Source organism: Enterobacter asburiae (assembly GCF_008080435.1).
GTDB classification, from domain to species: domain Bacteria; phylum Pseudomonadota; class Gammaproteobacteria; order Enterobacterales; family Enterobacteriaceae; genus Enterobacter; species Enterobacter asburiae_C.
Map to the genome: position 1 here is coordinate 254,505 of NZ_VRKN01000003.1, position 13,131 is coordinate 267,635.

Sequence of the window (13,131 nt, forward strand, 5' to 3'; positions counted from 1 at the left end):
TCCTGATGAATGAAATTTTTCCTTTAGCAAGCGCCGCCGGGATGACCGTCGGCCTTGCCGTTTGCGCACTGATTATCGGCCTCGTGCTGGCGATGCTCTTTGCGGTGTGGGAATCCGCGAAATGGTTCCCCGTCGCCTGGACAGGCTCCGCGCTGGTTACCGTGCTGCGTGGACTACCGGAAATTCTGGTGGTCCTGTTTATCTATTTCGGTTCCTCACAGCTGCTGCTCACGCTGTCTGACGGTTTCACCCTCAATCTCGGTTTTGCGCAGATCCCGGTGCAGATGCAGATTGAAAACTTCGACGTCAGCCCGTTCCTGTGCGGCGTGATTGCCCTCTCCCTGCTTTACTCCGCGTACGCGTCGCAAACCCTGCGCGGGGCGCTGAAGGCCGTGCCGCAGGGTCAATGGGAGTCGGGTCAGGCGTTAGGCCTGTCGAAATCAGCGATCTTCTTCCGTCTGGTCATGCCGCAGATGTGGCGCCATGCCCTGCCGGGCCTCGGCAACCAGTGGCTGGTACTGCTGAAAGATACCGCGCTGGTGAGCCTGATCAGCGTTAACGATTTGATGCTGCAAACCAAAAGCATCGCCACCCGTACCCAGGAGCCCTTTACCTGGTACATTGTGGCAGCGGCTATCTACCTGGTGATCACGTTGCTCAGTCAGTACATCCTCAAGCGTATTGACCTGCGTGCGACGCGCTTTGAACGGAGACCAGGCTGATGCTTGAATATTTCCCCGAGTTGATGAAAGGGCTGCACACCAGCCTGACGCTGACCGTGGCGTCCATTATCGTGGCGCTGATCCTGGCCCTTATCTTCACCATCGTCCTGACGCTGAAAACGCCGGTGCTGGTGTGGATTGTGCGCGGTTACATCACTCTGTTTACCGGTACGCCGCTGCTGGTGCAGATCTTCCTGATTTACTACGGCCCGGGCCAGTTCCCGTCGCTGCAGGAGTATCCGGTTATCTGGCATCTGCTCTCTGAGCCGTGGCTGTGTGCCCTGATTGCCCTTTCGCTGAACAGTGCGGCCTATACCACCCAGCTATTCTACGGGGCGATCCGCGCCATTCCTGAAGGACAATGGCAGTCCTGCGGAGCGCTGGGCATGAGCAAGAAAGACACGCTGGCGATCCTGCTGCCATACGCCTTTAAGCGCGCGCTCTCCTCTTACTCCAACGAAGTGGTGCTGGTATTCAAGAGTACATCTCTGGCCTACACCATCACCCTGATGGAAGTAATGGGTCACGGACAGCTGCTGTATGGGCGCACCTATGACGTGATGGTGTTCGGCGCGGCAGGTGTGGTCTACCTGGTGGTTAACGGTCTGTTGACGCTGATGATGCGCCTGATCGAGCGTAAAGCGCTGGCGTTTGAGCGCAGAAATTAACTACGCGAGTGCATAAAACGGTATTTATGGAGCGGGTAACCTGATGGGTTATCCGCTTTTTTTTATCACCAAACAATATTTAATCATTTTTATTGCATATAAATTCATTAAATGACATTGTACATCCATGCCGCAGACACGGCGCATAAATAAGACAGACGGGAGTATTACAATGAAAAAGTTAGTTCTGGCCGCATTACTCGCAACCTTCGCCGCTGGCGCATCCGCTGCTGATAAAATCAATTTTGGCGTGTCCGCCACCTATCCGCCGTTTGAATCGCTGGATGCCAGCAACCAGATCGTCGGTTTCGACATTGACCTGGCAAAAGCGTTGTGCAAACAAATGCAGGCCGACTGCACCTTTACCAACCATGCCTTCGACAGCCTGATCCCGTCGCTGAAATTCAAAAAATACGATGCGGTGATCTCCGGGATGGATATCACGCCTGAGCGCAGCAAACAGGTCGCGTTCACCGACCCGTACTACGCCAACTCGGCGGTAGTGATTGCGAAGAAAGGCGCTTATACCTCTTTCGATCAGCTGAAAGGCAAACGCATCGGGATGGAAAACGGCACCACGCACCAGAAATACCTCCAGGACAAGCATCCTGAAGTGAAAACCGTGGCCTATGACAGCTACCAGAACGCGATTATCGACCTGAAAAATGGCCGCATCGACGGTGTATTCGGCGATACCGCCGTGGTGAACGAATGGCTGAAAACCAATCCGCAGCTGGGTATGGCAACCGAGAAAGTGACCGATCCACAGTACTTCGGTACAGGTCTCGGCATCGCGGTACGTCCGGATAACAAGGCCCTGCTGGAAAAACTGAACGGCGCGCTGAAAGCGATTAAAGCCGACGGTACGTATCAGAAAATCAGCGAGCAGTGGTTCCCGCAGTAAAATTTTTTTGCCGGGTGGCTCGGCCTGCGGGGGTGGTAGTCTGTAGGCCGGGTAAGGCGAAAGCCGCCACCCGGCAATTTCTCACAGTGGCACAAAGAACCTGAACCGTGCCCCGCTCACCGACTCCATCAGCCTGATCCCACCACCGTGCAGCTCCAGCATCCGTTTTACGATTAACAACCCTAACCCGCCGCGATTCTCCCGCGATGCCTGCGGGTTTAACGCAGAAGGACGCTGAAACAGATCGTCACGCAATGCACGCTCTATGCCTGAGCCACTGTCCGCCACCTCAACCTGAAGAAGCCCATTCTCCTGCCAGACCTTAAGCAAAATCTCTCCTCCTGCCGGAGTATGACGAACGGCATTATCCAGCAAATTCGTGACCACCCGCTCAATCATCGACACATCGGCATACACCAGTGGCAGCGGGCCAGGGACGTCTATATGTATTCGCAACTGCCTTGTCTGTGTGGTCAGTTCAAATTTCTGTGCCACATCTGAAATCAACTCAGCCATTGCAAAACGCTCGCGCTGCGGTTTAATTCCCCCATGCTCAAGGCGCGCCAGCTCAAACAGCTGTTGAGAGAGATGGCGCACTTTCTGCCCCTGACGCAGCGCGATAGCCAGATACTGCTTCTGCTCTTCTGCACTCAACGTGGCGGACTTAAGCGATAAGGTTTCGAGATACCCTAGCAGTGAAGTCAGCGGCGTACGAAGATCGTGAGAGATATTGGCGATAAACTCCCTGCGCTGGCGGTCGCTGTCAGCCAGTTGATCCCATTGTGAAGCAATCTTGCGCGACAACTCGATAAACGTATTACGAAGCAGTTCAACTTCGTTTTCAGGTGCCAGATTGACCGGCCGGGCGGCCAGACTTTTTATGGCGCTTATGCTGTCCTGCTCAAGGTCATTTACCTCGCTGGTTAACTGTTCCACTGGACGGGTAACCCATTTTTTGACTAACCACCAGGCCAACGCGCCAAAGATTAATGCCAGTAACAGCGATCCTACGATAGCGTCGGTCAAGGTCTTGTGCCACGCGGTGTTCGCCAGTGCATTGAGGTTTTCGCCCTGGAGAATAATATACAAGTAGGAATGCAGATTGCCGTTAAGGAGGATCGGCGCAACGCTGAACACCTTACGTTGATCCAGACTTCTTGGATCATCACCATACACAGGAAAAGCGGCCCCGGATAAATAGTTGTTTAACGGGGTAAGATCGATCGTTTGACGCTTCATGTGTCCGACCGGCGCCGCGTCTGCCACAATATGTCCCTGAGGCGACACCACGTAGAGTTCAACGCTGGGATTAAGCGTCATCAGGCGATCAAACAGCGATTTGAGATTCTCAGTGTTTGCTTTACCCTGGTTATCCAGAAGCGGTTCACTGTTTACTATCTGCTGCGCCAGCCCCGCAGACAGACGCTGCACCATGGCATCACCATACTGCTTACTGCTATAAAGCTGTACGCCACATGCCACGAACATGCATACAACAAGCGTGGCGCTAAAAAGAAGTGACAGACGCTGGCTTAACGTTAAGTGGCTTATCATGCGTGGGGCTCCGCTTTTTCGACGGCAAATTTGTACCCTTTCCCCCACACAGTCAGGATGATATCTGGCTCTGCAGCATCTTTTTCAATTTTGACGCGCAGACGGTTAATGTGCGTATTTACCGTGTGCTCGTACCCTTCATGCTGATAGCCCCAGACATGATCCAGCAACGATAAACGGGAGAATACCTCGCCCGGATGACGGGCAAACCAGTAGAGCAAATCAAACTCACGCGGGGTTAAGTCGATGGTTTCCCCCCGCAGGCGAACCTCTCGTGCCAGTGGGTCAATCTCCATGCCGTGACAGCGAATAATGCCCGCCTCCAGACGAAGATTTTGTCCCATCGCTTCCTGACGTCGAAAGAGCGCCTTGACGCGAGCAATCAGCTCCAGAACGGAGAACGGTTTAGGGAGATAATCGTCAGCCCCCATCTCGAGCCCCAGTACCCGGTGCGTCTCGCTGGTGCGTGCGCTAATGATAATGACAGGCAGATAGCGGGTCATCTGGCGGATACGGCGACAGATCTCCAGCCCGTCCACGCCAGGCAGCATCAGATCGAGAATGACTGCATCCCATTGCTGTTTTTCCAGTTGAAGCAGCGCACGTTCGCCATCGGCTTCGTGCACAATCTCAAAACCTTCATCTTTTAAGTTCAGGCTCAGGAAGGCGGCGATATCGCAATCGTCCTCCACCAGCAATATTTTCTTTGCGTTACTCATGACCCACGTCCACGCCGTTTCATTACAGATGAGCTTACCTAATAACGCCCGCCGGAGTTATCACATTTTATTTAAACTTCCGTGAGGATGTGGTGACCAAATTTATCTTAGGATTTGACCACGCAATGGGATAACGAGGTCACCATGTCTCTGCCAACAGCTGTTATTCATCCCCTTTGGGTCAGGGTGTGTCACTGGATTAATGCCCTCGCCATGGCTGGCATGGTATTCAGCGGATGGCGAATTTATAACGCCTCGCCGCTGTTTCCATTCTCTTTTCCGTCTTCCCTCACGCTGGGAGGCTGGCTGGGCGGCGCGCTGCAGTGGCACTTCGCCATGATGTGGGTTTTAGGTATTAACGGCCTGATCTACTGCACGTTAGGTATTGTCACCGGTCGCTTTGCACGCACCTTTTTTCCTATATCTGTTAAGGGGTTGCTCAAGGATATAGCGCTGGCCCTGCGGGGAAAACTGCAGCATGCCGATCTCAGCCACTACAACATGGTTCAAAAACTGGCCTACTTACTGGCCATATTAACTGGGGTAATGCTTGTGCTTTCCGGGCTGGTTATCTGGAAATCCGTTCAGTTTCCGCTTTTACGTGAACTGTTGGGAGGCTATGACACCGCACGTTACATCCACTTCTTTTGCATGTCCTTCATTGTCGCGTTTGTCGTGATCCACCTTCTTATGGTGCTGCTTGTGCCTAAAACATTACTGGCCATGCTGCGCGGTCGCTAAGGGTATCTCATGAAAAAGCCTACCTTTCTCTCTTCCCGCGACGCGGAATATCTGGTGAAGGACGCCGAAAAATCCGTAAACGCACAGCGACGTAACTTTCTTAAACAGGGGCTGACGTTAGGCGGGATTATGCTGCTTACGGGGTGTGACCTGAGCGACAATGCCAGTGTTGAAACCGCACTTTTACGAATGTCGCGCTTTAACGATCGTGTCCAGGGCTTCCTGTTTAGCGACCGTCATCTGGCACCTGAATATGCCGAAAGCGACATCACCCGACCTTTCCCGTTTAACGCGTTTTACGATCGCGACCAAATTCCGCAGATCGACGGCCGGGATTATCAACTCGCCATTCGTGGCCTGGTGCGAGACACCCGCAGCTGGTCCCTGCCTGAGTTGTATCGCATGCAGCAGGTAAACCAGATCACGCGCCATATTTGCGTCGAAGGGTGGAGCGCCATAGGCCGCTGGGGCGGTATCCCCTTCCACCATTTTCTGCAGGTGATCGGTGCCGACACCCGCGCCAAATACATCAGCTTCCGCTGCGCAGATGATTACTACACCAGCATTGATATGGCGACCGCGCTACACCCGCAAACGCTGCTCGCCCTGACCTGGGATAACCAAATCCTTCCTCCTGAGTATGGTTACCCCATGAAACTCCGTATTCCGACCAAGCTGGGATACAAAAATCCGAAACATATTCAGGTCATTGAAATCACCAATCGCTTCCCTGGCGGTTACTGGGAAGACCAGGGTTACAACTGGTTTGGTGGCAGTTAATACAACAACGTAAACGACGAGGAATACCATGAAAAAGATGATCATTGCGGCAACCATGCTTTCTGCTCTGTTTATGGCAAATGTGCAGGCGGCAGATTCCATGAGCAAAGAGACGATGGCGAAAGACAACATGTCCAGGCCACACGATAAAATGTGTAAGGACAACATGTGCAAAGACGCCATGAAGAAGGATCACATGGGGAAAGACAAAATGGGCAAAATGGATAACATGAAAAAGGATGAGATGGGTAAAAAAGACGCCATGAGCCAGTAGGCCCGATCGCAGCCGGAGGCCCGTCCTCCGGCTGCTTTGCTTATTGTTTAACGAGCAGCGTCAACACTTCATAATGCGCGGTATGCGGGAACATATCGAAAAGCTGCACGCGTTCAATGCGGTAGCCCGGCAGGCTGGCGATATCCTTTGCCATGCTCTGTGCGTTACAGCTGGAATAGACGATGTACTCCGGTGCCATCTGGCTCAGGTAGTCGCACAGCGCATTCCCGATGCCGCGGCGCGGCGGGTTGACCAGCACCAGCTCCGGCACGTTTCCCTGCCCGGTCGCAAACTGCGTGGAGTCAAGCGCCTGGAAGTGCAGATTGGTCAAACCCAGCTCAGCGGCGGACTGTTTCGCGCAGGCAATCGCTTCGGCAGAAATCTCAATTCCGGTGAGCTGCATCTCTGGCGTGGCGCAGTGCAGGCCAAAGCCGCCCACGCCGCAGAAGAGATCCCACATATGATGGATGTTTAACGCACGGACCCAGTCGCGGGCGGTGGCATACAGGCTGCTTGCCACGGTCGGGTTAGTCTGGAAGAAGCTTTGCGGGCGGATCCACAGCGGCACGCCGTTGAAGTTTTCGGCCAGCGCGTGCTGTTCGGTGAAGAAAATCTCTTTCTCCCCTTCCATGATCGCCATATGCACCGGCTGAATATTCGCCGTAATGACCTTCAGCTGCGGAAGCTGCGCCTGCAGCCACGGCAGCGCCGTGCGCAGCTGCTCCAGCTTGGTTTCCGAACGCAGCACGACGCGCAGCATCATGCCCCCGTCGATCTGGCTTTCCGTCAGCAAAAGGTATTTCAGCTCGCCGCGCTTGCGAGCGACGTTATAAGGCGTTAACCCTGCACGCGCAATAAACGGTTTCAGTGCGGCAAAGACGGGCTCAAACGACGCGGGATACAGCGGACAGTCGGTTAAATCTTCCGGCGTGCCGTCGCGGTGCAGCATCCCCAGCAGCGGTTTTTCAACGCTGCCGCTGACCACCATTTTGGCTTTATTACGAAACCCCTGCTCAGGGCCGCTGACGGGTGCGCACCACTCGCCCACCGCATGTGCTGCCAGCAGCTGTTGCAGGTCGGCCATTTTGGCGGTGAGTTGTTGAGAGACCGGCTGTTCTATCCACTGACAGGAGCGGCAGCGTCCGGCGTCATAGAGTGCGCACTGCATATGAAAACCTTAAGAATAAAGAGGGCTGCGATTATACACATTATTGCAGGCGGAAGAACCGACGGCTGGAGGCGGGGATAAAAAGCAGGAACAGCACCAGCATGTCCGGCAGTTTTTGCATAAACAGCGCGCGCAGGATTTCGCGTTTGGATTCACCGGCAATGCTGAACAGCTCCGGGTAGCCGTATCCCAGCGAGGCGGCCCACAGATAGCCGGCGGCGGTAATTTGCGTCAGCAGATAGACCCAGCGCGCCCAGTTGCGCCCTTTGACCAGCGAAAACGCGCAGTAGATCTCGATAAACACCAGCACCAGACTGCTCAAAAAGACCAGCGTCAGATTCCACGTCTGCACGCTGCGGTGAATAAATTCACCGATGCCGCGCACGCCAAGGGTGTTCAGAATCATCAGCACATCCAGGCAGCGGATCATAATAATGGCGAGCGCCGCCACCTGAACCAGTGCAGGTACGTTAGGACGCGCGTGCGTAATACGTGATTTCTTTAATAATCCCAATGTTTTACTTCCCTGAAAAACAGTGCCGCGTCATACGCGGCACATCACTGGAAATTTTAAATCCTTCAGCCGCGTCTTGCACGCTGGATATCGCGCACGCGCTGTTTTTCCGCGCGCGCCATCAAATACCAGGCGATAAATCCGACAATTCCGACCACGCCGAGGATGATAGAGGCCAGGGCGTTGATCTCCGGGTTGACCCCCATGCGCACGCTGGAGAAGACCAGCATCGGCAGCGTCGTCGCGCCCGGTCCGGAGACAAAGCTGGCGATAACCAGATCGTCCAGCGACAGCGTAAACGCCAGCAGCCAGCCGGAGATCACCGCCGGCATAATCATCGGCAGGGTGATGATGAAAAAGACCTTCAGCGGCGTCGCGCCAAGATCCATCGCCGCCTCTTCAATGGAGCGGTCCAGCTCGCGCAGGCGCGAGGAGATCACCACCGCCACGTAGGCCGTACAGAAGGTGACGTGCGCCAGCCAGATGGTGAGCATACCGCGATCCGCCGGCCAGCCGATGGCATGCGCCAGGGCCACGAACAGCAGCAGCAGCGCGAGACCGGTGATCACGTCCGGCATGACCAGCGGCGCGGTGATCATAAAGGCGAACCCGTTCGAACCGCGAAAACGCCCGAAGCGTACCATCACCAGCGCAGCGATCGTGCCCAGCACAGACGCCATTGTCGCTGCCAGGGCAGCAATGGTCAGGCTCAGCCCCACCGCGCTCATCATCGCATCATCATGGAACAGCTCGCTGTACCAGCGCGTCGACCAGCCCGCCCAGACCGTCACCAGTTTGGAGCTGTTGAACGAGTAGATCACCAGCATCAGCATCGGCGCATACAGGAAGGTAAAGCCGATCACCAGGATCGCTATTCGCCACGGGGAGCGCACTACCGGTAAGTTGTTCATCCGTGGTCTCCCATCTGTTTCTGCTGATGCTTGTGGAACCACATGATCGGCACGATCAGCAGCAGTAACATGACAATCGCCACCGCAGAGGCCACCGGCCAGTCGCGGTTATTAAAGAACTCCTGCCACAGCACACGACCAATCATGATGCTGTCTGGCCCGCCGAGCAGTTCCGGGATCACAAACTCCCCTACCGCCGGGATAAAGACCAGCATCGACCCGGCGATAATGCCGCCTTTGGTCAGCGGGACAATGACGCTAAAGAAGGTTTTTAACGGGCGGGCGCCGAGATCGAGCGACGCTTCCACCAGCGAGTAATCAATACGCGTCAGCGCCGTGTAGATCGGCAGCACCATAAACGGCAGATAGGCGTACACAATGCCGATATAGACCGCGAGGTTGGTGTGCAGGATCGTCAGCGGTTGATCGATAACCCCGAGCCACATCAGGACGTTATTCAGCACGCCGTTGTTTTTCAGGATCCCCATCCAGGCGTAAACGCGGATCAGGAACGAGGTCCACGACGGCAGGATCACCAGCAGCAACAGGATGTTACGCGTCGACGGCTTACTGTGCGCCACCGCCCACGCCAGCGGGTAGCCCATCACCAGACAGCAGAGCGTCGAAATCGCCGCCACCTGCAGCGACTGCAGATACGCTTCGAAATAGAGCGGGTCGTCCGTCAGCTGCAGGAAGTTGCCGAGATTAAGCGTCAGCGTCAGCTGCCCGTCGGCCCAGTCCAGCAGGTTGGTATAAGGCGGGATCGCCCGCGCCATTTCCGCCAGGCTTATCTTGAAAACAATCAGGAACGGCAGCAGGAACAGCAGGATCAGCCACACGTATGGCATGGCGATCACCAGCTTGCGGCCGTGGTTTATCTTAAGGCGCGTCAGCCAGTGGGCAAAGCTGCCCGGTTTGTCTACGCGGGCTGGAGGTTCAAGTGTGCTCATGATCGCTCCTTATACCGTCAGCACGACGCAACTGTCAGCATCCCAGCACAGGCGCACTTCGTCACCCCAGGTCGGCTGTCCTTTGCGGTAGCGATGTTCGTTCTGTAGCTGCGCGCTGAGCATCTGTCCGCTTTTCAGGCGCACGTGATAGATGGACAGATCGCCCAGATAGGCAATGTGCACCACTTCGCCCACGGCAAAGTTATAGCCATCGGCAGGCGGATCCTCACAGAGCATGATCTTTTCCGGACGCAGCGCGACGTAGACCGGCACGTTATCCACCACCGAGTTATCAGGATCGACCTTAAGCGGATGCTGCAGCCCCGGCGATTCGATGACCAGGCCATCCTCCTGACGATCTTTCAGCAGCCCTTCGAAAACGTTAACCGAGCCAATGAACTCCGCGCTGTAGCGGGTGGTCGGATGCTCATAAATCTCTTCCGGCTCGCCAATCTGCACGAACTTCCCGCGGTTCATGATCGCGATACGTCCGGCCATGGTCATCGCTTCTTCCTGGTCGTGGGTCACCATCACGCAAGTCACCCCCACGCGCTCGAGGATATCCACCACTTCGAGCTGCATACGGTCGCGCAGTTTTTTATCCAGGGCACCCATCGGCTCATCAAGCAGCAATAATTTCGGGCGTTTTGCCAGACTGCGGGCCAGGGCCACGCGCTGGCGCTGGCCGCCGGAGAGCTGGTGCGGTTTGCGCTTCGCAAACTCCTGCATGTGCACCAGGCTCAGCATCTCGGCGACGCGCGCGGTAATTTCAGCCTTCGGCAGTTTGTCCTGTTTCAGGCCAAAGGCGATGTTCTGCTCCACCGTCATGTGCGGGAACAGCGCGTAGGACTGGAACATCATGTTAATCGGGCGCTGATACGGCGGCACGCTGGAGAGATCCACGCCATCGAGCATGATTTGCCCGGCAGTGGGCTGTTCAAAACCGGCCAGCATACGCAGCAGGGTCGATTTACCGCAGCCAGAAGCCCCCAGAAGGGCAAAAATTTCGCCTTTATAGATAGTCAGGCTGACGTCGTCCACGGCATGCTGGCCATCGAAAGATTTGGTGAGGTTACGAATTTCAAGAAGCGGGGTGAGCGCTTTACGGACTTTCGCCTGCGGGCGGGGGATCGCGTCATTCACGGGGTGTTCTCCGGCAGAAATCAAATCATGGTGCAGGCGCACCAGAACGGTGCGCCTGTTGCCGGGGGTGCTTCGCGTGCCCGGCCTACGACAAAGGGTTACTTACCGCTTTTCACCTTGGTCCACGCGCGGGTACGCACGCGGTCAATTTTTGGATCCTGGACTTTGAGGGTGAAGAGCTTGGCAAACACATCCGCTGGCGGATAGATAGCCGGGTTATTGCGGATCGCTTCGCTTACCAGCGGCACGGAAGCCTTGTTACCGTTCGCGTAGTAAACGTGGTCGCTGATGTGGGCGATCACGTCAGGACGCATCAGGTAGTTGAGGAACTGATACGCTTCGTCTTTGTTTTTTGCATCAGCAGGCATCGCGAAGACATCGAAGAAGGCCAGCGCGCCCTCTTTCGGTATGAAGTAAGAGACATTCACGCCGTTTTTGGCTTCTTTCGCACGATTAGCCGCCTGCCAGACATCACCCGCCCAGCCGATCGCGACGCAGATGTCGCCGTTTGCCAGGTCGTTAATGTACTGAGAGGAGTGGAAGTAGCGAATATTCGGGCGCAGCTTCAGCAGTAAATCCGTTGCCGGGCCGGTGTAGTCGTCGGCCTTGCTGCTGTTCGGATCTTTGCCCAGGTAGTTAAGCACGGTGGCGAAAATCTCTTCCGGCGCATCGAGGAAAGAGACGCCGCAGCTTTTCAGCTTCTCAAGGTTTTCCGGCTTCAGCACCACGTCCCAGCTGTCCAGCTTGACGTCCGGGCCCAGCACCGCTTTGACTTTATCAACGTTGTAGCCGATACCAGTGGTCGCCCACAGATACGGCATGGCGTATTTGTTGTCCGGGTCATGCTTAGCCACCAGCTTCAGCACTTCCGGATCGAGGTTTTTCCAGTTCGGTAACTTGCTCTTATCCAGCGGCTGGAAGACGCCTGCCGTCAGCTGACGCTCCAGGAAGCTTGCAGAAGGCACCACGAGATCAAACCCGGTGCTGCCCGCCATCAGTTTTCCTTCCAGCACTTCGTTGGAGTCGAAAACGTCGTAGACCACTTTAATGCCGGTCTCTTTTTCAAAATTCGCCACCGTGTCCGGCGCAATATAGTCGGACCAGTTGTAAACATGCAGCGTTTTTTGTTCCGCAGCGAGCGTGCCGGCAGAGACGGCCATCAGAGCACCCGCAACCAGACCCGATAACCATTTTTTATTCAAGGCGATCATATCTTTATTCCTTCTGAAAGCTCGTTAACAAACGAACTAAAACTGTGCAATCTGAAGATATGCAATAATCATGCATAGTTTGTCGCTCTGCCCAAAATAAAAAGAAACCTCTTTACCCGGCAGCTTCCGCTCGCTTTTTTAAGCATCGCAAGAATAACTGTAGCCCGTGTCTCCGGCTATAGCCCAGACGAAAAAACGCCTTTTATCAATTTTTTATGCAGGTTATGTCTACGTGATAAGCCGAAAAGGCCTTCAGGGAGGTGAAAAATTCTTTAAAGAAAGGTTAAAAGCAGCAGAAAAAATGGCCTTCTGCAGCCGCTATGGCAGCGACTGCGCAAAAGTCAGACAGGTTCAGTGAAGAAAATTGGGAGATGCATCATTATTCTCTGCATCATCTTCCGTGCTATACAGCAGATGGTGTGCATTGGCTTCCATCATAACCATCGAAATTTGCTCTTCACTCAAGCGCATAAACCAGGAGAACTGCTTAAACGACAGCCCGGCACCGGAGAATAAAGACTGGCAAACGACCAGTTTTGGCAGATTATCATCCTGTATGTCGAGAAATGCTTTCACCGTCAAAGAACTGGCGTTGATGGCAGATAGGTCGGAGGCCAGCGCCAGCAGCGCAGAGGGCTTCACTTCGGCCAGCGCAGAGAAAAGGATCACGTCGTTAATGAGATCGATTTTGGCATCGAAAATGCCGTCGAAATTCTGCATATGAGGCAGATGCAGCGCCTGGCAGGAATCGCATTCGAAGAACGTAATTCCGGCATCATCAAGCCATTGACGTAACGTATCCAGTGTAGGTACGACCTGTAAATCCATCGCTTTGCAGCCTCTTCAATATAATCTGTGCATAGGGTACGCAA

Annotated in this window: 15 protein-coding genes; 6 read left to right on the top strand and 9 right to left on the bottom strand. The window is 54.8% G+C overall.

Annotated features, from left to right (window positions below; all coding sequences use genetic code 11):
• The first annotated feature begins 5 nt into the window (after positions 1-5).
• The 3 genes from artQ to artJ all read left to right on the top strand — a co-directional run bounded on the left by artQ (position 6) and on the right by artJ (position 2,294).
• The gene (gene artQ / locus FU672_RS07025; RefSeq protein WP_148242700.1) at positions 6-722 is read left to right on the top strand and encodes an arginine ABC transporter permease ArtQ; all 717 of its coding nucleotides are present in this window, start codon (positions 6-8) and stop codon (positions 720-722) included.
• Positions 722-1,390, top strand: coding sequence for an arginine ABC transporter permease ArtM (gene artM / locus FU672_RS07030; RefSeq protein ID WP_148242701.1), 669 nt, complete (start codon positions 722-724; stop codon positions 1,388-1,390). Before artQ ends, artM begins: the two co-directional genes overlap by 1 nt.
• A gap of 172 nt (positions 1,391-1,562) precedes the next feature.
• Positions 1,563-2,294 (top strand): arginine ABC transporter substrate-binding protein ArtJ, encoded by a 732-nt coding sequence (gene artJ, locus FU672_RS07035; protein WP_148242702.1) that lies wholly within the window; start codon positions 1,563-1,565, stop codon positions 2,292-2,294.
• A gap of 81 nt (positions 2,295-2,375) precedes the next feature.
• Here artJ and FU672_RS07040 read toward each other — a convergent pair whose 3' ends face one another.
• Positions 2,376-3,848, bottom strand: coding sequence for a sensor histidine kinase (locus tag FU672_RS07040; protein ID WP_148242703.1), 1,473 nt, complete (start codon positions 3,846-3,848; stop codon positions 2,376-2,378).
• Complete coding sequence (locus FU672_RS07045; RefSeq protein WP_148242704.1) at positions 3,845-4,567, bottom strand: winged helix-turn-helix domain-containing protein; 723 nt, start codon at positions 4,565-4,567, stop codon at positions 3,845-3,847. Before FU672_RS07045 ends, FU672_RS07040 begins: the two co-directional genes overlap by 4 nt.
• Positions 4,568-4,711: 144 nt before the next feature.
• Between FU672_RS07045 and FU672_RS07050 the strand changes: the two genes are divergently transcribed.
• Genes FU672_RS07050 through FU672_RS07060 form a run of 3 tightly spaced genes read left to right on the top strand, consistent with a single transcriptional unit; the run spans position 4,712 to position 6,362 of the window.
• On the top strand, positions 4,712-5,308 hold the full coding sequence (locus FU672_RS07050) for a cytochrome b/b6 domain-containing protein (RefSeq protein WP_148242705.1): 597 nt from the start codon (positions 4,712-4,714) through the stop codon (positions 5,306-5,308).
• A gap of 9 nt (positions 5,309-5,317) precedes the next feature.
• Positions 5,318-6,088, top strand: a complete 771-nt coding sequence (locus tag FU672_RS07055; RefSeq protein WP_148242706.1) for a molybdopterin-dependent oxidoreductase — start codon at positions 5,318-5,320, stop codon at positions 6,086-6,088.
• A gap of 28 nt (positions 6,089-6,116) precedes the next feature.
• Complete coding sequence (locus FU672_RS07060) at positions 6,117-6,362, top strand: pentapeptide MXKDX repeat protein (RefSeq protein ID WP_023335068.1); 246 nt, start codon at positions 6,117-6,119, stop codon at positions 6,360-6,362.
• A gap of 40 nt (positions 6,363-6,402) precedes the next feature.
• Here FU672_RS07060 and rlmC read toward each other — a convergent pair whose 3' ends face one another.
• The 7 genes from rlmC to FU672_RS07100 all read right to left on the bottom strand — a co-directional run bounded on the left by rlmC (position 6,403) and on the right by FU672_RS07100 (position 13,087).
• Positions 6,403-7,530: a 23S rRNA (uracil(747)-C(5))-methyltransferase RlmC gene (rlmC, locus tag FU672_RS07065; RefSeq protein WP_148242707.1), complete on the bottom strand. Its 1,128-nt coding sequence runs from the start codon at positions 7,528-7,530 to the stop codon at positions 6,403-6,405.
• 40 nt (positions 7,531-7,570) lie between these two features.
• Positions 7,571-8,044: a YbjO family protein gene (locus tag FU672_RS07070; protein WP_148242708.1), complete on the bottom strand. Its 474-nt coding sequence runs from the start codon at positions 8,042-8,044 to the stop codon at positions 7,571-7,573.
• A gap of 65 nt (positions 8,045-8,109) precedes the next feature.
• Entirely contained in the window at positions 8,110-8,955 is an 846-nt protein-coding gene (gene potI / locus FU672_RS07075; protein WP_023310934.1) for a putrescine ABC transporter permease PotI, read from the bottom strand.
• Positions 8,952-9,905 (bottom strand): putrescine ABC transporter permease PotH, encoded by a 954-nt coding sequence (gene potH, locus FU672_RS07080; protein ID WP_148242709.1) that lies wholly within the window; start codon positions 9,903-9,905, stop codon positions 8,952-8,954. Before potH ends, potI begins: the two co-directional genes overlap by 4 nt.
• A 9-nt stretch (positions 9,906-9,914) precedes the next feature.
• The gene (gene potG, locus FU672_RS07085; RefSeq protein ID WP_024907855.1) at positions 9,915-11,048 is read right to left on the bottom strand and encodes a putrescine ABC transporter ATP-binding subunit PotG; all 1,134 of its coding nucleotides are present in this window, start codon (positions 11,046-11,048) and stop codon (positions 9,915-9,917) included.
• A 98-nt stretch (positions 11,049-11,146) separates the two neighbouring features.
• Positions 11,147-12,259: a spermidine/putrescine ABC transporter substrate-binding protein PotF gene (potF, locus tag FU672_RS07090; RefSeq protein ID WP_148242710.1), complete on the bottom strand. Its 1,113-nt coding sequence runs from the start codon at positions 12,257-12,259 to the stop codon at positions 11,147-11,149.
• Positions 12,260-12,610: 351 nt separating this feature from the next.
• Entirely contained in the window at positions 12,611-13,087 is a 477-nt protein-coding gene (locus FU672_RS07100; RefSeq protein WP_020884871.1) for a YbjN domain-containing protein, read from the bottom strand.
• Positions 13,088-13,131: the final 44 nt, after the last annotated feature.